The sequence below is a fragment of the Streptomyces sp. NBC_00005 genome (genome assembly GCF_045160215.1).
Classification (GTDB): Bacteria; Actinomycetota; Actinomycetes; order Streptomycetales; family Streptomycetaceae; genus Streptomyces.
Genome location: NZ_CP108316.1, coordinates 7,319,531 through 7,342,830, shown reverse-complemented (window position 1 = coordinate 7,342,830; position 23,300 = coordinate 7,319,531). Strand labels below are relative to the sequence as shown.

At 72.7% G+C, this 23,300-nt stretch carries 19 protein-coding genes; 4 read left to right on the top strand and 15 right to left on the bottom strand.

Features of this window, described 5'->3' with window-relative positions; translation table 11 throughout:
• Genes OG303_RS33610 through OG303_RS33590 form a run of 5 tightly spaced genes read right to left on the bottom strand, consistent with a single transcriptional unit; the run spans position 1 to position 5,814 of the window.
• Entirely contained in the window at positions 1-978 is a 978-nt protein-coding gene (locus tag OG303_RS33610) for a diiron oxygenase (protein ID WP_405873152.1), read from the bottom strand.
• Positions 975-2,264, bottom strand: coding sequence for a diaminobutyrate--2-oxoglutarate transaminase (gene ectB / locus OG303_RS33605; RefSeq protein ID WP_405873150.1), 1,290 nt, complete (start codon positions 2,262-2,264; stop codon positions 975-977). Before ectB ends, OG303_RS33610 begins: the two co-directional genes overlap by 4 nt.
• Positions 2,261-3,229: a 3-methyl-2-oxobutanoate hydroxymethyltransferase gene (locus tag OG303_RS33600; protein WP_405873149.1), complete on the bottom strand. Its 969-nt coding sequence runs from the start codon at positions 3,227-3,229 to the stop codon at positions 2,261-2,263. Before OG303_RS33600 ends, ectB begins: the two co-directional genes overlap by 4 nt.
• Positions 3,226-4,398 (bottom strand): pyridoxal phosphate-dependent aminotransferase, encoded by a 1,173-nt coding sequence (locus OG303_RS33595; RefSeq protein ID WP_405873147.1) that lies wholly within the window; start codon positions 4,396-4,398, stop codon positions 3,226-3,228. Before OG303_RS33595 ends, OG303_RS33600 begins: the two co-directional genes overlap by 4 nt.
• A gap of 12 nt (positions 4,399-4,410) precedes the next feature.
• Entirely contained in the window at positions 4,411-5,814 is a 1,404-nt protein-coding gene (locus tag OG303_RS33590) for an LLM class flavin-dependent oxidoreductase (RefSeq protein ID WP_405873146.1), read from the bottom strand.
• Between the two features lie 196 nt (positions 5,815-6,010).
• On the opposite strand from OG303_RS33590, the gene OG303_RS33585 reads away from it, so the two are divergent.
• The 4 genes from OG303_RS33585 (at position 6,011) to OG303_RS33570 (ending at position 9,865) form a co-directional block, all read left to right on the top strand.
• Positions 6,011-7,213, top strand: a complete 1,203-nt coding sequence (locus tag OG303_RS33585; RefSeq protein ID WP_405873145.1) for an acetyl-CoA carboxylase biotin carboxylase subunit family protein — start codon at positions 6,011-6,013, stop codon at positions 7,211-7,213.
• A 68-nt stretch (positions 7,214-7,281) separates the two neighbouring features.
• A complete protein-coding gene (locus OG303_RS33580) occupies positions 7,282-8,286 on the top strand; it encodes a ketopantoate reductase family protein (protein ID WP_405873144.1) in 1,005 nt (334 codons plus the stop codon).
• Between the two features lie 284 nt (positions 8,287-8,570).
• Positions 8,571-9,200 (top strand): sensor histidine kinase, encoded by a 630-nt coding sequence (locus OG303_RS33575; protein ID WP_405873143.1) that lies wholly within the window; start codon positions 8,571-8,573, stop codon positions 9,198-9,200.
• The gene (locus tag OG303_RS33570; RefSeq protein WP_405873142.1) at positions 9,197-9,865 is read left to right on the top strand and encodes a response regulator; all 669 of its coding nucleotides are present in this window, start codon (positions 9,197-9,199) and stop codon (positions 9,863-9,865) included. Before OG303_RS33575 ends, OG303_RS33570 begins: the two co-directional genes overlap by 4 nt.
• 55 nt (positions 9,866-9,920) lie before the next feature.
• On the opposite strand, the gene OG303_RS33565 is transcribed toward OG303_RS33570, so the two are convergent.
• Genes OG303_RS33565 through OG303_RS33520 form a run of 10 tightly spaced genes read right to left on the bottom strand, consistent with a single transcriptional unit; the run spans position 9,921 to position 23,271 of the window.
• Positions 9,921-11,174: an ATP-grasp domain-containing protein gene (locus OG303_RS33565; RefSeq protein WP_405873141.1), complete on the bottom strand. Its 1,254-nt coding sequence runs from the start codon at positions 11,172-11,174 to the stop codon at positions 9,921-9,923.
• A 22-nt stretch (positions 11,175-11,196) separates the two neighbouring features.
• The gene (locus OG303_RS33560; RefSeq protein ID WP_405873139.1) at positions 11,197-12,453 is read right to left on the bottom strand and encodes an acetyl-CoA carboxylase biotin carboxylase subunit family protein; all 1,257 of its coding nucleotides are present in this window, start codon (positions 12,451-12,453) and stop codon (positions 11,197-11,199) included.
• Positions 12,454-12,457: 4 nt separating this feature from the next.
• Positions 12,458-12,955: a flavin reductase family protein gene (locus OG303_RS33555; protein WP_405873138.1), complete on the bottom strand. Its 498-nt coding sequence runs from the start codon at positions 12,953-12,955 to the stop codon at positions 12,458-12,460.
• Positions 12,952-14,304: an LLM class flavin-dependent oxidoreductase gene (locus tag OG303_RS33550; protein WP_405873136.1), complete on the bottom strand. Its 1,353-nt coding sequence runs from the start codon at positions 14,302-14,304 to the stop codon at positions 12,952-12,954. The genes OG303_RS33555 and OG303_RS33550 overlap by 4 nt, the downstream gene beginning before the upstream one ends.
• A gap of 46 nt (positions 14,305-14,350) precedes the next feature.
• Entirely contained in the window at positions 14,351-15,310 is a 960-nt protein-coding gene (locus OG303_RS33545) for a D-2-hydroxyacid dehydrogenase family protein (RefSeq protein ID WP_405873135.1), read from the bottom strand.
• Position 15,311: 1 nt separating this feature from the next.
• Positions 15,312-16,328, bottom strand: a complete 1,017-nt coding sequence (locus OG303_RS33540) for a mandelate racemase/muconate lactonizing enzyme family protein (protein WP_405873134.1) — start codon at positions 16,326-16,328, stop codon at positions 15,312-15,314.
• Positions 16,325-17,707 (bottom strand): DUF6025 family protein, encoded by a 1,383-nt coding sequence (locus tag OG303_RS33535; protein ID WP_405873133.1) that lies wholly within the window; start codon positions 17,705-17,707, stop codon positions 16,325-16,327. Before OG303_RS33535 ends, OG303_RS33540 begins: the two co-directional genes overlap by 4 nt.
• Positions 17,704-20,253: an aconitate hydratase AcnA gene (acnA, locus tag OG303_RS33530; protein WP_405873131.1), complete on the bottom strand. Its 2,550-nt coding sequence runs from the start codon at positions 20,251-20,253 to the stop codon at positions 17,704-17,706. Before acnA ends, OG303_RS33535 begins: the two co-directional genes overlap by 4 nt.
• Positions 20,250-21,638: a citrate/2-methylcitrate synthase gene (locus OG303_RS33525; protein WP_405873130.1), complete on the bottom strand. Its 1,389-nt coding sequence runs from the start codon at positions 21,636-21,638 to the stop codon at positions 20,250-20,252. The genes acnA and OG303_RS33525 overlap by 4 nt, the downstream gene beginning before the upstream one ends.
• Before the next feature lie 55 nt (positions 21,639-21,693).
• Positions 21,694-23,271, bottom strand: coding sequence for an amino acid adenylation domain-containing protein (locus OG303_RS33520; RefSeq protein ID WP_405873129.1), 1,578 nt, complete (start codon positions 23,269-23,271; stop codon positions 21,694-21,696).
• Between the last annotated feature and the right edge of the window lie 29 nt (positions 23,272-23,300).

Here is a 23,300-nt window from a genome sequence, read left to right as displayed (position 1 = left end):
TCAGTCCGTTCCGAAGTCGAAGTCCACGCGGTCCTCCAGCTCCATCTCCCGGACGATCCGCCGTACGCCGGAGAAGTCGCGGACCAGCAGCCCGTTGCCGGCCTGGGCGCGGCAGTCGGCGACGATCTCGGCGGCGCGCTCGATGCCCGCGTGCTCAAGGATGCCGGGCCACACCTCGAAGTCCTGGGCGACGAAGGCGTGCAGCGCCTTGGGCAGGTTCTCGGTGAACGCCCTACGCTGCTCCTCGTTGAGGTGGACGTACAGCGCCTTGGCGACCTCGACCATCACGGAGGAGTGCGCGGACTCGTCGCGGGCGTGCAGCCGGGGGACGAGCGTGTGCAGCGGCTGGACGGACTCGTCGCGGGAGAGCAGTTCCAGGTAGGCGTTGACGCTGATCTCGGAGACGGTCGTCCAGACGAGCTTGAGCAGGTCCCGCTCCCACTGCTCGCTCACCTTCGCATCGGCCTCGAGGAGCCGGCGGTAGGTGACGGTGTGCGGGTAGCGCGGCTCGCCGGTGACGGCCCGGATTTCGCGGGTGCGCTGCATGGCGACCATGTGCATGTACGTGTGCCAGACCTCGTCGACATGGGTCTGCTGCACGGCCCGCTTGAGGTGGACGCCCTCGGCGCCCGGGAAGGCGCCGTGCATGATCATGGCGAAGGTGGGGTTGGCGACGTACTCCTCGGCCGCGATGACGCGCTCGTTGTAGACCAGCCAGGCCATCGTCAGCACCTTCTGGCGCTGTTCGGGAGTGGCGGCCAGGAAGAGCGGGTGCTGGGCGAACGGCAGCAGCCGTTCCGGGTAGTCGGGGAGCGACTCGTCGTACTCCTCGGGCTCGGCGATGCGGTCGAGGTCGGTGCGGATGGTCGCGCGGCGTGGCCAGGCGTCGGCGATGCGGCGCAGCACGGTCTCGTCGATGTGCCCGAACTCGCCGTCGTCGGAGTCCGGTTCATGGGTGTGCTCGTTCAGGACGGTCACCGCTGTTCCCCCTCCGGTGAGGCCGACTCGATCGCGCCGGCGAGGATTGCGAGGCCGTGCCGCAGGCCGTCCTCGTCGATGACGAGGGGCGGCATGATCTTCAGGACCTCGCCCCGCGCGCCCGAGGTCTCCACCAGCAGCCCCCGGTCGAAGGCGGCCCGGGAGACGCGGTCGGCGAGGCCGTCGTCGGTGAAGGCGAGCCCGCGGATCAGCCCTCGGCCGCGGACGGCGCAGCCCAGGTCCCGGTGTTTCTCGGCCAGTTCGCCCAGGAGATCCTCCAGCAGGGCGGCCCGGCCTCGGACCCGGGCGGTGAAGGCGGGGTCGGCCCAGTGCTCCAGGCAGGCGGCGGCGGTGACGAAGGCCAGGTTGTTGCCGCGGAAGGTGCCGCTGTGCTCACCTGGGCCGAGCAGGTCGAGCTCGGCGCGGACCAGGGTGAGCGCCATGGGCAGGCCGTAGCCGCTGATGGACTTCGACAGACAGATCAGGTCGGGCACGATGCCCGCTTCCTCGAAGCTGAAGAAGGTGCCGGTACGGCCGCAGCCGGCCTGGATGTCGTCGACGATCAGCAGGATGTCCCGTGCGCGGGCGGCCTCGGCGAGCCGGCGCAGCCACGCGGGACTCGCCGTGGCCAGCCCGCCCTCGCCCTGCACGGTCTCGACGACGAAGGCGGCGGGCTTGTCGATGCCGCTGCCCGGGTCGTCGAGGAGCCGGGTGAGGTGGTCGACGGTGTCGACGTCCGCGCCGAAGTAGCCGTCGTAGGGCATGCGCGTGACATGGCCGAGCGGTACGCCGGCGGCGCCGCGTTTGAAGGCGGTGGCGGAGGCGGCCAGCGCGCCGAGCGACAGGCCGTGGAAGCCGCCGGTGAAGGCGACGATGTCGGTGCGGCCGGTGACCCTGCGGGCGGTCTTGAAGGCGGCCTCGACGGCGTTGGTGCCGGTGGGGCCGGTGAACTGGACGCGGTGGTCGAGCCCGCGGGGCGCGAGGACGACGTCCCGGAACCGCTCCAGGAAGCGGGCCTTGGCCGACGTGTGGAGGTCGAGGCCGTGTGCCGGGCCGTCGGCGAGCAGGTAGTCGACGAGGGCCGCCTTCGCCTCTGCCGGGTTGTGGCCGTAGTTGAGCGCGCCGGCGCCGGAGAGGAAGTCGACGTACTCGTGGCCCTGTTCGTCCCACATGCGGTGGCCCGAGGCGCGGGTGAAGACCGCCGGGAAGCGGCGGCAGTAGGTCCGTACGGCCGATTCGAGCTCGTCGAAGACCGTGGTGGCGGGCGTCGGGTCGGTGACGGTCATGACACGCTCCAGGGATCGGTGTCGGTGATCCGCGCGGCCTGGCGGGCGTCGAGCGCGGTGCGCGGGGAGAGCGGGAACCAGCCCGCGAGGGTGAGCCGGATCAGTTCGCGCATCCGGTCCGCGATGAGGTCGGGGGTGTAGGCCTCGGGCACGTCGGCGGCGTCGATGGTGGCCGTCGGCGGGAAGTAACGGCCCTGCTTGGCGGGGCGCACCACCGCGTCCCACAGGTTGAGGCTCTGTCCGCCCCAGCGGGCCCGGCCGCTGAACACGGAGTAGACGGGCAGACCGGCCGGGTGGGGGCGGCTCAGCGCCTGGTTGACCGGCTCGCTCACCATCTCCACGATCAGGCCGCAGGCGCCCGCGTCCCGCGCCCGGCGGGCCTGCGCGAACAGCTCCAGCGCGTCGTCCACGGCCTCCCCGTGCCGGCCCAGGCCGGTGAGCTGGGGCGTGTAGCCGAGGTGCGCGAGGGTGGGCAGGCCGGTGGCGGCGACCGCCTCCACGCAGCGCAGTTGGTCCGCACCGACCACCTCGATCTTCACCGCGTCGGCGCCGGCCCCGGCGAACCGGGCGGCGGCCGCGCGGGCGGCGGCGGGGCTCGCGGTGGCACCGTCGGGCAGGTCGGCGAGGAGGAACGGGGTCCGGGACGGGGTGAACTCCCGGTCCATCGCCTCGCGCACCTCGGCGACCAGGCCGGCCATGGTCGACAGCGCCCAGTCGCATTCGGCCGCCCCGGACATGACGGTGGTGGAGCGGCCGAGGTGGGTCATGAAGTAGGAGTCGCCGACCATCACGCACTCGACGGGACTGTCGACCAGGTCGGGCGCCCGCAGCGCCTTGGCCAGTCCCTCGATCTCGTAGCCCCGGTAGGCGTTGATCTTCAGGCCGAGCTGGGCCGGCGACTCGTGGCGCCACAGGTAGGGCGCGAGGGCGCCGGTCAGGGGCGGCGCGGTCAGATCGGCGCTCATGCGATGCCTTCCCAGTAGACCTTGTTGATGCGGTGGACGGCTTCGCGCAGGGTCTGCGGGGGCGCGGCGGTGAAGCACAGACGGGCCCAGTCCGTGCAGTGCTCGCCGAAGACCCTGCCGGGCGCGAGTCCGACGCCCTCCTCGGCGCAGCGGCGGACGAACTCCTCGCCGCTGCCGTACGCCCGCAGATCGAGGAAGGTGTAGAGGCCGCCGGCGAGTGCGGTGTGCGGGATCTCCAGCGTCTCGTCGGCGAGCCGGCCGGCCTCGGCGGCGAGCCGGCGGCGGGCGGCGAGCTCGGCCGGCGAGGTGGACAGGGCCTCGTACAGGGCGAACTGGGCGGCCGTGGACACCGAGTACAGGGTGTGCAGCGACCACTTGGTCAGCGTCTCGGTGCAGCCGGGCGGGGAGATGAGGTGGCCGACGCGGGCGCCGGGCATCGCGTACGTCTTGCTGCCCGAGTACACCGAGAAGGTGCGCGCGTCGGCCCTGCCGACGGTGGCCGGATCGATGAAGCCGTCGGGCGAGAAGTCGTAGTTCTCATAGGCGTTGTCGGCGATCAGCCACAGGTCGTGCCGCTCGGCCAGGTCGACGAGGCGGGCCAGCTGGGTCTCGTCGAGGCGGTAACCAGTGGGGTTGTTGGGGTTGTTGAAGTAGATCGCGCGGGTGCGGGGGCCCACGGCGGCCTCGACGACGGAGACGAAGTCGAAACCGGGTGCCGTGGCCGGATCGGACAGCTCCAGGAACACCGGGACCTCGCGGGGTACACCGCCGGCCGCGTGGACCAGGCCGGTGGCGAACAGCCACTGCGGCGAGAGGACGAGCACGTCGTCGCCGGGCCGCAGGATCGCGTGCAGCACCACGGCGATGGCGTGCGTGGCTCCGGCGGTCACCAGGATCCGGTCCGGGTCGACCTGGGTGCCGCGGCGCGCCCCCGCCGTGTCGGCGAGGCGTTCGCGCAGCGCGGTGACACCGACGGGCGGCGCGTGCTGGTGCGGCTCGATCCCGAACTCGGCGCGATCCCAGACCCGGGGCTCGGCGCACGGCGGGAACACGGTCTTCCCCTGGTGCAGCCCGACCGGCGTCTCGTGCCCGCGGGCCCGCAGCAGTCGCTCGACCGCGACCAGCGGCGAGGGGGGAATCTCGGTCAGCGGACGACCGAAGGAGGGCATGGTGGTTGGCTCCTAGTCGGCGGTGGCGGAGGAGGCCGGGATGTGGGCGACCGCGCGGCCGGTCCCCGGCAGGGCCCGTGCCGCGCCCCAGGACGGGCGGTGCAGGCCGAGGTTCTCGCGCAGGGTGGCGCCCTCGTACGCGGTGCGGAACAGACCGCGGCGCTGGAGCTCGGGCACCACCAGGGCGACGAAGTCGTCGAGGCCGTCGGGCAGGATCGCGGGCATGATGTTGAAGCCGTCGGCGGCCCCGGTGGTGAACCACTCCTCGAGCTCGTCGGCGAGGGACTCGGGGGTGCCGATAACGATGCGGTGGCCGCGCCCGCCGGAGATCGACCGGTACAGCTCGCTGATGGTCAGGCCCTCACTGCGGGCCTTGTCGTACACGAGCTGCTGGCGGCTGGTGGAGCCCTCGGTGCGGGGCAGTTCGGGCAGCGGGCCGTCCACCGGGTGGCCGGAGATGTCGACGTCGCCGAGGAGCAGCTTGAGCAGTCCGAGGCCGACGACCGGATCGACGAGCTCCTGCAGGGTGGCGTACTTGTCCTCGGCCTCCGCCCGGGTGCGGCCGACCACGGGGAAGATCCCGGGCAGCACCTTCACCTGCTCGGGGTCGCGGCCGTGTCCGGCGGCCTGCTCCTTGATGCCGCGGTAGAACGTGCGCGCCCGGTCGATGTCCGGCGCGGCGGTGAAGACGACCTCGGCCCAGCGGGCGGCGAAGTCCTGCCCGTCGGGCGAGGAACCCGCCTGCACGATCACCGGGTAACCCTGCGGCGCCCGGGCCACGTTCAACGGCCCCCGCACCCGGAAGTGCTCCCCCTCATGCCCCAGGATGTGCAGCTTCTCCGGATCGAAGAAACGACCCGACTCCTTGTCGTACAGAAACGCGTCGTCCTCCCAGCTGTCCCACAGCCCCGTCACCACCTCCATGAACTCCCGCGCCCGGTGATACCGCGCCGCATGCTCCGGCTGCCGGTCCAGATTGAAGTTGCGGGCCTCCGCGTCCGTGACGGAGGTGACCACGTTCCAGCCCGAGCGGCCGGCACTGAGGTGGTCGAGGGACGCGAACCGCCGTGCCAGGTTGAAGGGTTCGTTGTACGTCGTCGACGCGGTGGCCGCCAGGCCGATGTGCGTGGTGTGCACGGCGAGCGCGGACAACAGGGTCAACGGCTCGAACTGCACGATGCGGCCCTGCCGGCTCAGCTCGTCGGCGTCCCGGAACGGAATGCGGATACCGACACCGTCGGAGAGGAAGACCATGTCGAACAGGCCGCGCTCGGCGGTCTGCACGAGGTCGCGGTAGTGCCCGAAGTCCAGTCCCCCGTCGGCGTGGGCGTGCGGGTGGCGCCATGAGGCTATGTGGTAGCCCGGCGCGACCAGAAACGCACCGAGACGGAGCGTGCGGCGCGATGTGCGCGTCATTCCGAATCCCCCTTTGCATACGCGACCCGAAAGGGGACGGTAGCCAAGGGGCCGGACGAGGCCACGGTTGTGGGCACAACGAGATTTCCCCTCGAAAAACTCGTTGTGCCCATTACGCCGAGGCCTTTCCCAAAACCCTTTGCGGATCGCACCGTTGACCTACTGTTCAGGCGGCCTGCGAATCGGAGGTAAACCGATGGACAAGGCGGCTTCCGTCCTCGTTTTCGTAGACAGCGACTATGCCGACACCCCGTACGACAAGTGGTCCGCCGAGGCCGGCGTCCGACCGTCCCTGCTCGTGTCCGCCCGCCGGTATCCGCAGTACCGCCACATCCCCGGGGCGCGCTCCTTCACCGCGTACGCCACGGGCGGCGAGGTCGAGCGGGCCGCGCTCGCCGGGGCGCCGGAGGTGGTGGTGGCCCGATCGGAGGCCGACGTGCTGCGCGCGGCCCGGCTGCGCGAGGTGCTGGGCGTGCCGGGGCAGGACTTCGCGAGCGCGCTCGCGTTCCGGGACAAGGTGCTGATGAAGTCGCTGCTGCGGGAACGAGGCGTGTCCGTCCCGGAGTTCGCCCCGGTGCGCATCCCGCTGGACCTCTTCGCGTTCCTGCGTGAGCACCCCTATCCGGTGGTGGTGAAGCCGGCCTTCGGCTCGGGCTCCACCGGAACGCACGTCCTGCGCGACGACGCGGACCTGGCAGCGCTGCTCGCCGCCGGACTGCCCGAGCACGCGCAGGTGGAGCGGTTCGTCGAGGGCACCATGTACGTCGTGGACGGGCTGGTGGTGGAGGGCGAGCCGCGTGCCCTGTTCGTCTCCCGCTACCTCAACGACTGTCTGTCCTACCGTGCGGGCGCCCACCTGGGGTCGGTGCAGCTGACCCGGGACGACGCGCTGGTGGACCGGCTGACCGACTACGCCCGGCACGTCCTCGGCCGGCTGCCGACGCCGCGGTGCACCACCTTCCATCTGGAGGTGTTCCGCACACCGCAGGACGACCTGGTCCTGTGCGAGGTCGCGAGCCGCACGGGCGGCGCCCTGACCAACCCGGCCGTGCGCGCGGCCACCGGCTTCGACCTCGACCAGGAGTGGTTTCTGGCCCAGGTGAAGGGCACCGCGCACCCCGTGCGTAGGGTGAACGGGGCCGCCCCGGGACGGTCGGCCGGCTGGGTGGTCTTCTACCCCGAGTCCGGCACGCTCGCCCGGCTGCCCTCCGCCGCCCCGCCGTCGTACGTCATCGAGCAGCGGGTGCGCGGCAGCGTGGGCACGCGGTACGAGGGCGGCGAGAAGTCCGGGGTGTACCTGGCCGGTTACGTCGTGACGGGCGAGGACGCCGACGAGGTCGAGCGGCGCGTGGGCGAGCTCGCCGAGTGGTACGCGGCCTCGGTCCGGTGGACGAAGTGACGCCGGGCGCAAGGACGTTGGGCGAGGCGTCGGCGGAGAGGTCCGCCGGGGAGGAGTGAGGAGCAGCGATGCGGTACATCGTCGTCGGGGCCGGCGCGGTAGGCGGTTCGATCGGGGGGCGGCTCCACGAGAGCGGCCGTGACGTCGTCCTGGTGGCGCGCGGCGCCCACGGCGCGGCCCTGCGCGCGGACGGGCTGCGGTTCACCACCCCCGAGGGCACCCGGTGCCTGCGCGTCCCGGTGGCCGACGGCCCCGAGGACGTCGAACTGCGCCCGGACGACGTCCTGGTGCTGGCCGTCAAGACACAGCACACGGCGGCCGCGCTGGCCCGGTGGGCGGGGCGGCCGGTCGCGGGCGGCGGCACGGCGGGCGAGTCGCTGCCCCTGGTCTGCGCGCAGAACGGCGTCGAGAACGAGCGGCTGGCGCTGCGGCTGTTCCGCCGGGTGTACGGCGTGTGCGTGGTCCTGCCGTCCTCGTTCCTGCGCCCGGGCTCGGTCACCGCGGCGTGCGGGCCGTACACCGGGGTACTGCTTCTCGGCCGCTACCCGTCCGGTGCCGACGACACCGCCCACCGCATCGCCGCCGACCTCGAGGAGTCGGTGTTCCGCGCACCGGTCGTGGCGGACGTGATGCGTTTCAAGTACGCCAAACTGCTGGGAAATCTCACCCAGACCGTCGAGGCCCTGTGCGGACCGGTGGCAGCCGGGACTCCCGCAGGGGAGCTGGCCGAGCGGGTGCGGGCCGAGGGTACGGCGGTGCTGAAGGCGGCCGGGATCGACTTCGCCGACGCGGCCGAACTGGCCGCGCTGCGCAAGGGCGCCGTGGAGCCGCGGCCGGTGCCGGACGAGGAGCGCGCGCTGGGTTCGACGTGGCAGAGCCTGGCGCGCGGTGCGGGCTCCATCGAGGCGGACTACCTCAACGGGGAGTTCGTGCTCCTGGGGCGGACGCACGGGGTGCCCACGCCCGTCAACGAGACACTGCTGCGGCTGGCGAACGCCTCTGCGGCGCAGGGACGGCCCCCCGGCACGACGTCGGCGGCCGAGGTCCTTCCGCTGCTCGACGCCCCGGTGTGACAGTCGGCCCGCCGGACGCGCTCGCGCCACGGCCCCGATACGGAATGTGACCTGAATTCTCCCGGAAGCTCCCCCCGGTAAATCCCTTGTAAACAAATCTCTTTACCAAAGCTGGATTGCCGCTGCCCGCAGGCGTCAGAATCAATGAATCCCGGGTGCGGCCAACAGCCACGCCCTGGCGTGGTCAAACGGTCAACCACCGCTCCACGCCTACCTGCTGAGCGATACATGAATCAGCCACGCTGACCGATTTCATGCATCGGATTGACCGGAACGGGGGTTTCATGTCCGAACGCACACCTGCATTGTGCACACCGCCACCCAAACGGGAGGACATACGCAAACACGAACGACGCAATGCCCTGCACACGCTCGTCGGCCTGCTGGAACTGGCCGGACACCACTGGGCGACCGTCACGCACCGGGTGGGCGCACTGCCCGTACGGGCCCTGCTGGTGGGCAAGACCGTGATGGCCGCGGAGCGCGGTATACGACTGTCGGTGGGTGAGAACTCGTCACTGCACCGACGCCAGGACCGGGCGGACGATCTGGTCACGATCCTGGGCAATCTGATCGACAACGCTGCCGACGCGCTCCGCGACCACCGCCCGGCCGCCCCGGACGGGCCCCGGATCGAGGTGGACCTGCGCGAGCGGGGGAGCCTCACCGAACTGCGCGTATCGGACAACGGGCCCGGGGTGCCACCGGAGAAACGGCGGTGGATCTTCGCCGACGGCGCCTCCACCAAACGCCACACGGACGACCGCCACCGGGGTCTGGGCCTGGCCCTCGTCGCCGGCCTCGCGCGGGAGCGGGGCGGCACCGTGACGGTCGCCGAACGGGAGGGCGGCGGCGCGGTCTTCACAGTGCTGCTGCCCTCGCAGGCGGGCGCCGGCGAACGGGAGGCGTCGTGATCGACGTCCTCGTGGTGGACGACGACTTCTACGTCGCCGGGATCAACGCACGTTATGTCTCACGGGTACCCGGCTTCCGGGTGGTGGGGCGGGCGCACGACGCGGCCACGGCGTTCGACGCCGTGCAGCGCGGCGGCATCGACCTGCTGCTCCTCGACCACTACCTGCCGGACGAGAGCGGGTTGTCGCTCACCCGCCGGCTGCGTCGCGAGGGCCCGGAGATCGACGTGATCATGGTGACCGCGAACAACCGGCCCGCCTCCGTCCAGGAGGCCCTGCGGGCCGGTGTGCTGCAGTACATCGTCAAACCGTTCACGTTCGACGGGCTGCGCGGCAAGCTCGAGGCCTACGCGCAGCTGCGCGGGGCCCTCGGCGACACGGCGCTGGACCAGGGCAAGATCGACCGGGTCCTGGGCACCCTGCGCGCCTCGGCCGCCGCCAATCCGATGCCCAAGGGATACACGGAGCGTACGGCCGAGCTGATCCGGCAGATCGTCTCGCGGGCCGGTGGCCCGGTGTCCGCACACGAGGTGTCGGAACAGGCCCGGGTCAGCCGGTCCACGGCCCAGCGGTACCTCAAGTACCTGGAGGAACAGGGCCGGTTGCGCCTCACCCTGAAGTACGGGGACAGCGGCCGCCCCGAGCACCACTACTCCAACGCCTGACGGTGCCGCCCGCCCGTCGACCTGGCGGGCGGCACCCGGTGCGGGTGGTCCGGCGTCACACAGCCGGACCACCCGCGTCGCGCACCCGGAGCTCGAACTCCAGCTGGGCGACTGCCTTACGGGCCGCTTCGAGGGCCCCCTCGGCGCTCCCGTCGAGGGCACGGGCGTGCGCCACCCGTGAGTCCGAGGACGTCAGACCGCCGACCTCGGCACCCGCCCGAACACTCACCTCGACCTCGGTCACCCCGGGCACGGCGCGGGCCTCCTGAAGCCCGGTGACCTCGCCCAGCACTCCGCGGGCAGCGAGCGCCGCGAACCAGATCGCCGAGCAGCGCGGTTCGCGGGGCGCGGCGAGCACGGCCCGCACCCCCGGCAGCACCTGCTCCCCCAGCGTCTGGCGCAGTGCGCACTCGTCGAGGTCCACGCCGGTCGCCTCCAGCGTCAGCGCCGGGATCTCGTCACCGCCCATCCGCACATGCGTCTCGATCACCCGCGGGCCCGCCCCGCCCAGCACCACCTCGGTGTGGGTGACGCCGAAGGTCACGCCCAGGGCGTCCAGGACGCCGCCGACGCAGGCGTGGATCTCCCGCACCCGCTCCTCGGGAAGTTCGGCGGGCGAGACATGGCCGAGTTCGACGAAGGTCGCCGGGTCGGAGTACTTGCGGGTGATCGCCACCACCTGGTGCTCGCGCCGCTCGGAGACCGCCTCGACGCTGAACTGGGTGCCCTCGATGAACTCCTCCACCAGGACGCCCGGGTTGGTCAGGCCCAGATAGCTGCCGCCGGCCCGGTCGAAGGCACCGGCCAGGTCGCTGTCGGCGCCCACCCTGGCGACCCCGGCGCTGCCCGCCCCCGAGACGGGCTTGACCACGCAGGTCCCGTGCGCCCGGACGAAGGCCCGCAGGGCGTCCACGTCGGCGACGCGGGCGTGCGCGGTGGCGTCGACGCCGGCTTCGGCCAGCCGGTCCCGCATGGCCTCCTTGTCGTGCACCAGGGACACCGTCTTGACGCTGTGGCAGTCCAGGCCGAGGGCCTCGCCGATCGCCGCGTAGCGGTCCTGGTCCCGTTCGCCGAAGGTGGCGATCCGGGTGAAGGGGTGCCGGGCGTGCGCGGCGGCGGCCAGCGCGATCCACTCGTCGTCGGGGGCGTCGCCGCGCACCCCGATCACCCGGGCGTTGCCGCCCGGTTCGCGGACCTTGTGGAGGTAGTCCAGGTGGACGATCACCGAGGTCTCGGTGCCGGGCCGGGCGGCGCGCAGCCGGGCCGGGAAGTCGCGGCCCGTCCCGACGACGAGTACGTGCTCAGTCATGGCAGCTCATTTCGGTAGCGCATCAGGACGTTGCCGACGCGGTCGGCACCCAGTCGGCGGCGGCGTACCACCACTGGGCCAGTTCCTCCTGGTACTTGTGCACCTGGGCCGCGGACCCCGCCGTCACCAGCGCGTCGGCGGCCGACTGCGTGAGGTGCTCCACCCCGCGGCCCACCGTGCCCGGCGCCAGCCGCACGGTCAGGTCCGCCGCGGGCACCGGGCAGGCGTCCGCGGGCGGTACGAAGGCGCCGCGGCCCGGAGGGAAGAGGATCCAGCCGGAGAGTTCCGCGGGGGCCGGCGGCTGCCCGGTCAGGGTGAGCGCGCTGCCGCACTGCGCCCGCAGCCCCTCCTTGGCGAGGTGCACGCCGAACACCCGCTCGTGGGCCTCGGCGATCAGCGCGCCCCCGGCCCGGCTGGCGATCTCGCACAGCACCGGCTCGCCTTCGGCGCCGATCCACGCCTCCAGGTGGAAGGCGAGGGCAGTCGGGGAGCCCGGCAGCGCGGCGAGCACGTCGTGCGTCAGCCGCATCAGCGGGCCGAAGCGCGGGTCGTCGGGGTCGAGCATGACGCTGCTCATGTGGGAGTGGTCCTGCAGGCGCTGGGCGATACCGCCGGTGTTGTACTGCGACGGCCAGGCGTACAGGGCGTGCCCGTCCCTCATCATGCCGTCCACGTGGAAGAAGTCGCCGTGGACGAAGCTCTCTGCCATCCACTGCCCGGGCAGGTAGGGCACGTCGGACGCGTGCTGCCGGGCCAGGAACGCGGTGATGTCCTCCGCGTCGCGCAGGACCGCGACGCCCTCGGAGCCCGCTCCGAAGCGGGGCTTGACCACGGCCGGCCGGCCCTCGGCGTCGAGGAAGTCGAACAGGTCCGGCGGGCTGTCGACCGCGGCGAATGCGGGGACCCGGATCCCGGCCTCGCGGGCGATCCGCTTCATGACGACCTTGTCGCGGTAGGCGGTGGCCGAGGCGGTGCCCTGGCCGGGCAGGCCGAGCCGGGCGCGCAGCCGGGCGGCCCGCAGGACGTCGCTCTCGCTGGTGCTGGCGACCAGGTCGACGCCGTACGCGCGTGCCGCCTCCTCCGCGATCTGCTCGGTGGCCCAGGAGTGGTAGTCGGGCACCAGGCGGTGCATCGGGAAGGCCTCGGCGAGCACGTCCTCGGCACCCTCGACGGCCTTGGGCGTGGTGACCAGGACGACGCTGTCGGCGGTGTCGTCGAGCCATTCGTGCAGGGGGCGGCCGGTGAGCGGCTGACGGGAGAACAGCAGGACTTTCGGCATGGGTTCAGATCCTTGACACGGTGGTGGAGGTGACGGGCCGCAGCCGCCCGTGGAGGTGCACGAGGCTCTCCCCGGGCACCCCCTCACGCACGTGCTCGACGGCGGCCACCACCAGTTGGTGGTCGCCGACCCCGACCTGGTGCTGCCGTGCGCACACCAGCCAGCCCAGACAGCCGTCGAGCAGCGGCACCCCGTGCGGGCCCGGGTGCCAGCCGGTGGGCGGGGCGAACCGGTCGGCACCCCGCGTCGCGAACCTCTCGGCCAGCTCCGTCTGGTGGGCGCCCAGCAACTGGATGCCGAACCACTGCGCGTCCCGGACGAGCGCCCAGGTGCTGGAGGTGTCGGCCAGCGCGAAGGAGACGAGGGCCGGGCGGGCGCTGAGCGAGGTGAACGACGTGATGGTGACACCGGCCGGTCCGGCCGGGCCCTGGGCGGTGAGCACCGCGACGCCGGAGGCGTGCGCGCGCAGTACCGAGCGCAGGGCGGTCGCCTCGACGGTCACGGGGTGGCCCCCGCCGCGGAGCGGAACGCCGGCCGGTGCAGGCCGAGGTTCTCGCGCAGGGTGGTGCCCTCGTAGGCGGTGCGCATCAGCCCGCGCCGCTGCAGTTCGGGCACGAGCAGTTCGACGATGGCGTCGAGGCCGTCCGGCAGGTAGTCGGGCATGATGTTGAAGCCGTCGGCGGCCTCGTTCACGAACCACTCCTCCAGCTCGTCGGCGATGGTCTCTGGCGTGCCGAGCAGGAAGCGGTGGCCGCGCCCGGCCGCGACGGACAGATACAGCTCGCGGATGGTGAGCCCCTCACGGCGGGCCTTCTCGTAGATCAGCTGCTGTTTGCTGGTGGAGCCCTCGGTGGCCGGCAGCTCGGGCAGCGGGCCGTCCAGCGAGTGGCCGGAGATGTCGACCATGCCGAGCTGGTACGACAGCATGCCGAGCCCGACGACCGGGTCGACCAGGTCCTGCAGGGTGGCGTACTTGTCCTCGGCCTCCGCCCGGGTGCGGCCCACGACGATGAACGCGCCGGGAAGGATCTTCACCTGGTCCGGGTCACGGCCGTGGTCGGCGACCTGCTTCTTCAGCCCGCGGTAGTAGGTCTGCGCCCCGTCCAGGGTCTGCTGCACCGTGAAGACGACCTCGGCCCAGCGGGCGGCGAAGTCCTGCCCGTCGGGCGAGGAACCCGCCTGCACGATCACCGGGTAACCCTGCGGCGCCCGGGCCACGTTCAGCGGCCCCCGCACCTGGAAGTGCTCCCCCTCATGCCCCAGGATGTGCAGCTTCTCCGGATCGAAGAAACGACCCGACTCCTTGTCGTACAGGAACGCGTCGTCCTCCCAGCTGTCCCACAGCCCGGTGACCACCTCCATGAACTCCCGCGCCCGGTGATACCGCGCCGCATGCTCCGGCTGCCGGTCCAGATTGAAGTTGCGGGCCTCCGCGTCGGTCGCCGAGGTGACCACGTTCCAGCCGGAGCGGCCCGCGCTGAGGTGGTCCAGTGACGCGAACTGACGTGCCACGGTGAAGGGTTCGTTGTACGTCGTCGACGACGTGGCCGTCAGGCCGATGTGCGTGGTGTGCACGGCGAGCGCGGACAACAGGGTCAGCGGCTCGAAGTGCACCATGCGGCCCTGCCGGCTCAGCTCGTCGGCGTCCCGGTACTTGGTGCGCACCCCCGCCCCGTCGGAGAGGAAGACCATGTCGAACAGGCCGCGCTCGGCGGTCTGCACGAGGTCGCGGTAGTAGTCGAAGTCGAGTCCGCCGTCGGGACGGGCGTTGGGGTGCCGCCAGGCGGCGACGTGGTGGCCCGGTGCGGGCAGGAAGGCGCCGAGCTTCATCGTGCGGCGTTGCAGGCTCACGTGGACCTCCGTGGGACGGGGATACGGACTTCGAGGGGGGCTACGGTCAGCCGAGGCGGCGTACCGGCTCGCCCACGAGGAACGCCTGGATGTCCTCCACGGCGTGGCTGTAGTACGTCGCGTAGTTGGCCTGCGAGACATAGCCGAGGTGCGGGGTGGCGAGCAGTCGGGGAGCCGTGCGCATCGGGTGGCCGGCGGGGAGCGGTTCGACGTCGAAGACGTCCACGCCCGCGCCGGCGATACGGCCCTCGTGCAGGGCGGCGAGCAGCGCGTCCTGGTCGACGATGGCCGCCCGCGAGGTGTTGACCAGGTAGGCGGTGGGCTTGAGGAGGGCGAGTTCGGTGGCGCCGAGCAGGCCCCGGGTGCGGTCGCCGAGGGCCAGGTGAATGGAGACGAAGTCACTGTTCTCCAGCAACTCCTCCTTGGAGGCGGCGAGTTCGACGCCCACCTCGTCGGCGCGCTCCTTGGTGAGGTTCTGGCTCCAGGCGCTGACGTGCATGCCGAAGGCGAGGCCCACCTGGGCGACCCGGCTGCCGATCTTGCCGAGGCCCAGCAGGCCCAGGCGGCGGCCGTGCAGGTCGGCGCCGACCGTCTGCTGCCAAGGGCCGCCGGAACGCAGGGAGTTGTTCTCGGTCACCAGGCCGCGGGCCAGGCCGAGCAGCAGCGCCCAGGTCAGCTCCACCGGCGGGGTGGAGGAACTCGCGGTGCCGCAGACCGTCACTCCGCCCCGTTCGGCGGCCGCGACGTCGATGACCGAGTTGCGCATCCCGGAGGCCACGAGCAGCTTCAGCCGCGGCAGACGGTCCAGCAGCGAGGCCGGGAAGGGCACCCGCTCGCGCAGGGTGACGACGATGTCGAAGTCGGCCAGGACGGCGGCGAGTTCGTCCTCGTCGACGATGTGCTCGCGGTGGACGACGACCTCGACCCGGTCCTGGAGGGGGGTCCAGTCGGCGGATCGCAGGGCGGCGTCCTGGAAGTCGTCGAGCACGGCACAGCGCAGTCGCATGTCAGTTGTCTCCGTAGTTCGTGCTGTTCGCAGTGGTCATGACGGCGCCGAGGCCGGGGGCCGTCGGCAGGCCGATCACACCACGGTCGACCGTCGCACCGGTGAACGGGTCGCCGACGAGGCCGAGATGGCCGTCCAGGTCCAGGAGGTCGGCGAGCGGGGCCAGTTGGGCCATGGCTGTCACCCCGAGGGCGCTCTCCAGCTTGCAGCCGAGCATGACCCGCAGCCCGGCGCGCCGGGCGAGCGTGATGGTCTCGCGGGCAGCGAGGAGCCCGCCGCACTTGACCAGCTTGACGTTGACGCCGCTGACCCGGCCGGCCAGCCGCGGCACGTCCTCGGGGCCGGTGCAGTCCTCGTCGGCGTAGACCGGCACGGGCGAGTTCTCGTGGACGTACCGCAGTGCGTCCACGTCGCCGGGCGGCACGGGCTGCTCGAGGAGTTCGACACCGTGCCGGTGCAGTGCGCGGGCGACGTGCAGCGCCCGGCCGGGGCTCCAGGAGCCGTTGCCGTCGACCCGGATGCGCCCGCCGTAGACCGAGCGCAGCAGCCCGGCACGGCTGCCGTCGTCGTCCGGAGTGAACTTCAGCTTCAGCACCGGCCAGTCGGCGAGCGCCCGGCCCCGGGCGAGGAGTTCGTCGTCCGGGCAGGCGCCGATGGACAGGGCCGTCGGCCCGACGGGCAGCCCGTCCAGACCCAGCAGGCGGTGCAGCGGCTGACCGCAGGCCTTGCCGAGCAGGTCGTGCAGCGCCATGTCCACGGCCGACCGGGCCACCGGGCCGACACCGGCGTCCGCCAACTCGCCAAGGACATGCCGCAGTTCGTACGGTGAGGACGCCTCGGCCAGCACGGGCGCGCAGGCGTCGACGTCCGCGGGGTCGGCGCCGCGTGCGGTGCCGTGGCCCGTCAGGCCCTCCCAGGTCAGCTCGACGACGCTCTGGCACACCTCGGTGGTGGTGCCCGTGTTGCTGACGAAGGGCTCCTTGAGCGCGACGCGGACGGTGTGGTGGCGCAGCTTCATCCCAGCGCCTCCTCGAACGCCCCGATCACCGCGCATGCCTGACGGAACGTCAGTTCTCGGAAGCCGCCCGGCTCCACGGGCACCGCCGGATCGCGCGAGGTGCCGTCGGCGGGCACCCCGGCGCCTTTCGCGAAGCGGCCCCGCAGATAGGGCGAGAGCCGGTCGTGGTGCTCGCGCAGCCAGCCGAGCGTGACGTCGTGGACGCCGTCCGGGTCGGCCGTGCGGACGGTCCGGAACAGGCCCGTGAGCAGTTCGCCGTCGGCGGGCGAGGTGCTCGGCGGGCAGAGCATGAAGACCTGGGCGGGCAGCAGGACGAAGGCCACCGGGTGGGCCTCGTCGAAGCCGCGCACCAGCGGGGCGGTGATCGCCCGCAGCGAGCGGACCGTGGAGCGGCGGGTGAGATAGCCGCCGCGCCGGGGCGGGCAGCCCGCCATGGCCCGCGCCCCCCAGTGCAGGTGGGTGACGAAGGGGCTCTCCCGGGTGCCCGCCGGACGGTCCGGGTGGTGGGTGTCCAGCAGACCGAACAGCACGTTGGTCAGCTGCAGCGACATCACCGGCAGCACCGGCGGAAGCGCGGGCAGCTGCTCGAAGAACGCGGCCGGCTCGACCAGGGCGCGCACCAGGACCAGCGCGGCCTCGGCGAGCGCGCGGGCCGAGGGATAGCGGTGCCCGTCCAGCAGGTAGCCGGTGCCTTCCCGCACCACGTCGCAGCGGGCCACCTCGCCGTCCAGCCGCACGGCATGGCTGATCAGCTCCGACAACCGGGTGCCCTGCCGGGCCGTGGCGTCCGACTGCTCGACGAGCAGCGTGAGCATGTCGGTGACCAGGGGGCCGCGGTCCACGAGCACGGTGGCCCACTGCCGGAAGCGGTAGCCGGGGATCTTCAGCATCCGCCGCCAGTGCAGGTCGACCAGGGGGACGAGCTCGCCGTCCACGTCGGCCCGGGTCAGCGGGCAGAACAGCGGGCGGCTGCGGTCCCGCCGTACGAAGTGCCGTCCGTCCCAGGTGTGCAGCGCCAGGGTGTCCCGCTTGCCCTGCTCGATCAGTGAGCCGGGCTGGTAGGCCTCGTCGCCGCCCTCGGTGTCGGCCTCGGTGCGGGTGAAGCCGTAGATCAGCGGATAGCCGTGGCCGCCGCCGCAGATGGCGGTGTTGAAGTCCATCGGCCCGGACCGCCCGAGCGCGATGTCCTCCCAGTTGCCGAGGTGCCCGGTGCGCGGCGGCACCAGGTCCTCGTGCCGCCCGAGCAGCTCCAGGAGGGTGCCGATCCGCAGGTCCCGGGTGCCGACGTGGACCGGCGCGAAGGCCTTCTCGCCGGCGGCGAGCGCGTCGGCCTCCACGGCGGAGCGCAGACCGAGTTCGTCGAGGACGTGCCCGCTCATCGCGTCTCCCCGTCGTGCAGCCGGCGCAGCAGGTACGGCAGGGTGCCACCGGACCGCAGGACGTCCCACTCGCCCGCGGACTGTACGTCTGCCCGTGCGGTGAACGAGACGCCGTCGGCGGTGACCTCCGCCTCGCCCGTCTCCCGCACCCGCTCCAGCGCCAGGTGGAACTCCTCGTGCCCGGTGAGCCCCAGGCCGGCCCAGCCGTGGCCCTCGGGCAGCAGCAGCGGCAGGATGCCCATGGCGCACAGGTTGGCGCGGTGGATGCGCTCGAAGCTCTCGGCGAGGACCGCCCGTACCCCCAGCAGCCAGGGGCCCTTGGCCGCCCAGTCCCGGGAGGAGCCCATGCCGTAGGAGCGGCCGGCCAGCACGATCAGCGGGGTGCCCTCGGCGGCGTACCGGCGCGCGGCCTCGTACACCGGCAGGCGCTCGCCGCTCGGCAGGTGCAGTGTCGTACCGCCGCTGTCGCCGTCCCCGACCAGGCGGTTGCGCAGGCGCGGGTTGCTGAAGGTGCCGCGGGCCATCACCTCGTGGTTGCCGCGCCGCGAGCCGTAGGAGTTGAAGTCGCGCACCCCGCGTCCGCTCAGATGGCGGCCGGCCGGCGAGTCGGCCGGGATGGCGCCGACCGGTGAGATGTGGTCGGTGCTGACGTCGTCGCCGAGCGCGAGCAGCGCGCGGGCGCCGGTGAGGGGACCGGAGCGCGGGCGGGCGTCGACATAGGCCGGGGGGCGGATGTACGTGGAGTCCTCGTCCCAGGCGAAGACCTCGCTGTCCGGTGCGGTGAGGGCGGCCCAGCCCGCCTGCGCGTCGGGGTCCTCGGCAAAGACCTCCGGGGTGACGAACTCCGCCTCCAGGGCCCGCAGTTCGGTGTCGCCCGGCCACAGGTCGCGCAGCAGGACGGGGGTGCCGTCGGGGGCGGTGCCCAGGGGTTCGTGGTCGAGGTCGATCCGGACGTGCCCGACGAGGGCGAGGGCGACGACCAGGGCGGGCGAGGCCAGGTAGCCGGCCCGGACCTGGGCGTGCACACGGGCCTCGAAGTTGCGGTTGCCGCTGAGCACGGCGGCAACGGTGAGACCGGCATCGTCGACGGCCGCGCCGACTCCGTCGTTCAGCGGGCCGCTGCCGCCGTTGCAGGTCATGCAGCCGTACCCGGCGACATGGAAGCCGAGCTTCTCCAGGTCGTCGAGGAGCCCCGCGTCCCGCAGGTAGCGGGTCACGGCCCGGGAGCCGGGCGACAGGCTGGTCTTCACGTGCCCGGGCACGGTCAGTCCCCGCTGCACGGCCCGCCGGGCGAGGAGTCCGGCCGCCAGCATCGCCTTCGGGTTGGAGGTGCTGGTGCACGAGGTGACAGACGCGATGACGAGGTCGCCGTCGGTGACCCCGTCATGCGTCCGGGGCTCTGCGGGGTGGAGGGCGGCGAAGGAGCCGGGCAGTTCGCCGAGCGAGATCCGCTGGTCGGGGCGGCTGGGCCCGGCCAGGTTCGGCCCGACCTCTCCCAGGTCGAACTCGATGACCCGCCCGAACCGGGGTTCGTCACCCGCGCGCAGCAGGTGCTGGCGTCGGCAGTACTCCGCCGCCAGGGCCGTGTCGGACCCGGTGCGGCCGGTGCGCCGCAGATAGTCCAGGGTCTCCTCGTCCACCGGGAAGAACGCGGACATCGCGCCGTACTCGGGCGCCATGTTGGCGATGGTGCAGCGGTCGGGAGCCGACAGCGCGGCTGCGGCGGGTCCGGTGAACTCCAGCATCAGGCCACGCACGTTGGCCCGGCGCAGCCGCTCGGTGAGCGCGAGGACCACGTCGGTCGGCGAGGTGCCCGGGCGTATCGCGCCGGTCAGCCGCACCCCGACCACGGACGGGACACGGATCGGCTGGGCAAGGCCCAGCATCAGGGCCTCCGCCTCCAACCCGCCGACGCCCCAGCCGAGGACGCCGAGGCCGTTGACCATCGTGGTGTGGCTGTCGGTGCCGATCACGGTGTCGGGGTGGAGCAGGTCACCGGGTCCGCGTGCGACGACGGTCGCCAGCCGTTCCAGGTTGACCTGGTGCACGATGCCGCTGCCCGGCGGGACGACCCGCAGCCCGTCGAAGGCACCCTCGGCCCACTTCAGGAACGTGTACCGCTCCCGGTTGCGCCGCATTTCCAGCGCCTCGTTGCGGGTGAGCGCGTCCGGCCGCCCCGCGAAGTCGGCCTGTACGGAGTGGTCGACGACCACGTCGACCGGCAGCGCGGGGTTGACGCGCCCCGGCTCGGCCACGCGGTCGCGCAGCGCCGCGAGGTCCACCAGGAGCGGGATGCCGGTGTAGTCCTGGACGAGGATGCGGGCCGGCCGGAACGGCATCTCCAGGCCGGGTTCCTCCCCCGCCGCCAGCCGTTTGCCGAGCGCCGCGGCAGCCGTGGCGTCGCCCGCCCGCAGCAGGGACTCCATCAGCACACGGCCGGTGTACGGGACGGCCCCGAGGTCGAAGCCGTTCGCTTCGGCGCACTCGGGCAGGCCGTACAGCTCGACCGCGCGCCCGGCGAGCCGGGTCCTGATCGGTGTGGTCATCGGGTCGCCGCCTCCCGGACCGCCGGGAACTCCCGGCCGTGCGGCCCGACATAGTCGAGGAGCGGCCGGATGAGGACGTTGTTCGACTGCTGCTCCAGGGCCTGCGCCACCCAGCCGGCGCTGCGGCCGACGGCGAACAGCGCCGCCGCGAGGTCGTCGGGCAGGCCCAGCAGCCGGTAGGCGAGACCCGCGTAGAGGTCCACGTTGGGTGCGAGGCCGTGCCGGCCGTAGGGGCGCATGGCCTCGGCGACGGCGTCGAGGATGTCCAGGCCGCCGCTGTCGCCCCGCTCCCGGCTCAACTCCACGACGGTGGACCGCAGATGGCGTACCCGAGGGTCCTCCGTGCGGTAGACCCGGTGGCCGAAGCCCATCACCGGCTCGCCCCGGCCTCGCACGTCGGCCACGTACCGCCCGGCCCGCTCGGGCGAGCCCACGTCGTCGAGGAGCCGCATGACGCGTTCGGCGGCGCCCCCGTGCACGGAACCGGCGAAGGTGGCGACGGCGGCGGTGACCGCGGCCGACATCCCGGCCCGGGAGCCGATGGCGACGCGGGCCGCGAACGCCGAGGCGTTGGAGCTGTGGTCGGCGTGGACGATGAGCCCCTTGTTCAGGAACCGCACCGTGGCCGGCGTGGGCCGCTCGCCGAGCAGGACGGTGAGGAACGCCTCCGGGTAGGAGGTCTCCTCGTCCGGGACCGACGGCTCGCGGCCGCTGCGGACGGCGTGGTGGGCGGCGACCAGCATCGGGATCCGGGCGATCAGCGCGATGCCGACGTCACGGGCCTGCTCGTACGTCTCGTCCGTGCCCGCCGCCCGCCGGGGTTCGAACGCGCCCAGCGCGGAGACACAGGTGCGCAGCGCGTCCATGGGGTGGGCGTCGGCCAGCGAGCGGACCAGGTCGAGCACCGGCGCGGGCAGCGCGCGGGCGGCGCGCAGTTCCTTCTCGAAGGCCGACAGGGCGGTGGCGTCCGGCAGTTCGCCGTGGACGAGGAGGTGGGCCACCTCCTCGAAGGACGCGCGCTCGGCCAGGTCGTGGATGCTGTAGCCGCGGTACTCCAGGCTTCCCTCGGCGCCGTCGATGCGGGTGATGGTGGTCTGGTCGAAGCTGACACCGTCCAGGCCGCGGTGCACTATGTGCCGCTGCTCGGCGGCGGTCGCCGGGACGGGGGCGCGGCCCTCGGCGAACTCACGGATCGCCGCGACCGAGCGCAGGGCGAGCGTGAGTTCGTCGTCGACCGGCACGCCGTACGCCTCCTCGAGCGCCACCATCAGCGAGATGTGGCCGAGCGAGTCCCATTCCCGGATCGACTGGTATTCGAGGGCGTCGGTGACCCGGTCCTCGGTGATGCCCAGGGTGCGGGCGACGAGGGCGTCGACGCTGCTCATGGTTCCCCTCCTGCGATTGGTCGTGTGCGGGTGACGTGGGGCGGTGCGGCGGGCGTCAGCCGTGGTCGGCCGCCCGCTCCGCCAGCCACCGGCGCAGCGCGGCGCGGTCCACCTTGCCGTTGGCGTTGACCGGCATCTCCTCGATGACCTGCACGGACCTCGGCACCATGTAGGCGGGCAGGCCTGCCGTGCAGGCGTCGGCCAGCGGTGCCGTGTCCTCGGCGCCGGACACCACGGCGGTGATCGTGCCGTCGTCCGGCCACTGCAGCGCCACCGCCTCCAGGGCCCCGGCCCGGCGCAGTACGGCCTCGATCTCGCCGAGTTCGACGCGGTGTCCGCCGATCTTGACCTGCTGGTCGTTGCGGCCGAGGCAGACGTACTGGCCGCCTCGGTGCCGTACCAGGTCGCCGGTGCGGTAGTACGTCAGTCCGTCGCGCTCGAAGTACCGCTGGGCCGTGAGCTCCGGCGCCCGCCAGTAGCCGGGGGTGGTCTGCGGTCCGGCCAGGCACAGCTCGCCCGGTTCGCCGTCCGGCACGTCGGCCAGCCGCTCGTCGACGACCACGGCGTTCAGCCCCGGGTAGGGCCGTCCGATCGGCACGTTGTCGTGGACGCATTCGGCCGGGCTGGTCGCCGGGTCCCAGCGGTGGGCGGTGCAGGCGATGGTGAGTTCGGTCGGCCCGTACAGGTTCTCCAGGGTGGAGTACGGGGCCGCCGCCTGCCACGCCTCGGCGGTGGCCCGGGGCAGCGCCTCGCCGCAGAACAGGCTCCAGCGCAGCGTCGGCATCGTGCCGGGCCGCAGCACCCCGCGCCTGCGCAGCACGGCGGCGACGGACGGCACCGAGAACCAGACGGTGATGCCGTTGCGCTCCAGGTACTTGAAGGGCGCGAGCAGCTCGATGGGGTCCATGGAGCACACCCGGGCGCCGTTCTCCCAGGCCATGAACAGGTCGAAGACCGACAGGTCGAAGGTCTGGTCGAAGGTCTGGGTGAGCCGGTCCTCGGGGGTCAGCCGGTAGCGGTCCTGGTTGACGTCGAGGAACGCGCGCACATTGGCGTGGGTGACCGGCACCCCCTTGGGCGCGCCGGTGCTGCCCGAGGTGAACAGCAGGTACGCCGGGTCGTCGGGAGCGGGCTCGGGCAGTTCGGCGAGCGCCGCGAACCCGGCGAGGTCGGTGGCGTCCAGCACCCGGTACCGGTCGTCGAGGCCCGGCACCTCCGCCCGTTTCGCATCGGGCAGCAGAACGACCGGACAGGGGTCCAACCCGGCCAGTAGTTCCGGGAGTTGGGCGGCCGAGGCGGCGTCCGCGAGGACGGCGTCGACCTCGGCGCGGGCCAGCATGTCGCGGGTCCGCGCCGTCGGGAACTTCCGGTTCAGCGGGACGAAGGCGGCTCCGGCGAACAGGGCGGCGGCCACGCCCAGATAGGAGACCTCGCTGCGCTGGGCGAACACCGCGATCCGGCGGGGTCGGCCTCCGGTCGCCTCGACGAGGGCGCCGGCCCAGCGCCGCGCGGTGACCGCGGTCTCCTCGTAGGTGTAGTCGCGGCGCCCGATGGTCAGGGCGACGCCGTCGGGAAGGGCGCTCGCGTGGTGGAGCAGGCCGGCGCCCAGGCGTCGGTCGAGTGCTGTGGTCATGTCGGTCCGAACTCCGGTGACGGGAAGCC

Bases quoted from the DNA above. Each gene is read 5' to 3' on its own strand.
- OG303_RS33585 (WP_405873145.1), top strand. From the start codon at position 6,011: ATGGACAAGGCGGCTTCCGTCCTCGTTTTCGTAGACAGCGACTATGCC.
- OG303_RS33545 (WP_405873135.1), bottom strand. From the start codon at position 15,310: ATGCGACTGCGCTGTGCCGTGCTCGACGACTTCCAGGACGCCGCCCTG.
- OG303_RS33600 (WP_405873149.1), bottom strand. From the start codon at position 3,229: ATGAGCGCCGATCTGACCGCGCCGCCCCTGACCGGCGCCCTCGCGCCC.
- OG303_RS33560 (WP_405873139.1), bottom strand. From the start codon at position 12,453: ATGCCGAAAGTCCTGCTGTTCTCCCGTCAGCCGCTCACCGGCCGCCCC.
- OG303_RS33520 (WP_405873129.1), bottom strand. From the start codon at position 23,271: ATGACCACAGCACTCGACCGACGCCTGGGCGCCGGCCTGCTCCACCAC.
- OG303_RS33575 (WP_405873143.1), top strand. From the start codon at position 8,571: ATGTCCGAACGCACACCTGCATTGTGCACACCGCCACCCAAACGGGAG.
- acnA (WP_405873131.1), bottom strand. From the start codon at position 20,253: ATGACCACACCGATCAGGACCCGGCTCGCCGGGCGCGCGGTCGAGCTG.
- OG303_RS33535 (WP_405873133.1), bottom strand. From the start codon at position 17,707: ATGAGCGGGCACGTCCTCGACGAACTCGGTCTGCGCTCCGCCGTGGAG.
- OG303_RS33565 (WP_405873141.1), bottom strand. From the start codon at position 11,174: ATGACTGAGCACGTACTCGTCGTCGGGACGGGCCGCGACTTCCCGGCC.
- OG303_RS33590 (WP_405873146.1), bottom strand. From the start codon at position 5,814: ATGACGCGCACATCGCGCCGCACGCTCCGTCTCGGTGCGTTTCTGGTC.
- OG303_RS33595 (WP_405873147.1), bottom strand. From the start codon at position 4,398: ATGCCCTCCTTCGGTCGTCCGCTGACCGAGATTCCCCCCTCGCCGCTG.
- OG303_RS33525 (WP_405873130.1), bottom strand. From the start codon at position 21,638: ATGAGCAGCGTCGACGCCCTCGTCGCCCGCACCCTGGGCATCACCGAG.
- OG303_RS33580 (WP_405873144.1), top strand. From the start codon at position 7,282: ATGCGGTACATCGTCGTCGGGGCCGGCGCGGTAGGCGGTTCGATCGGG.
- ectB (WP_405873150.1), bottom strand. From the start codon at position 2,264: ATGACCGTCACCGACCCGACGCCCGCCACCACGGTCTTCGACGAGCTC.
- OG303_RS33540 (WP_405873134.1), bottom strand. From the start codon at position 16,328: ATGAAGCTGCGCCACCACACCGTCCGCGTCGCGCTCAAGGAGCCCTTC.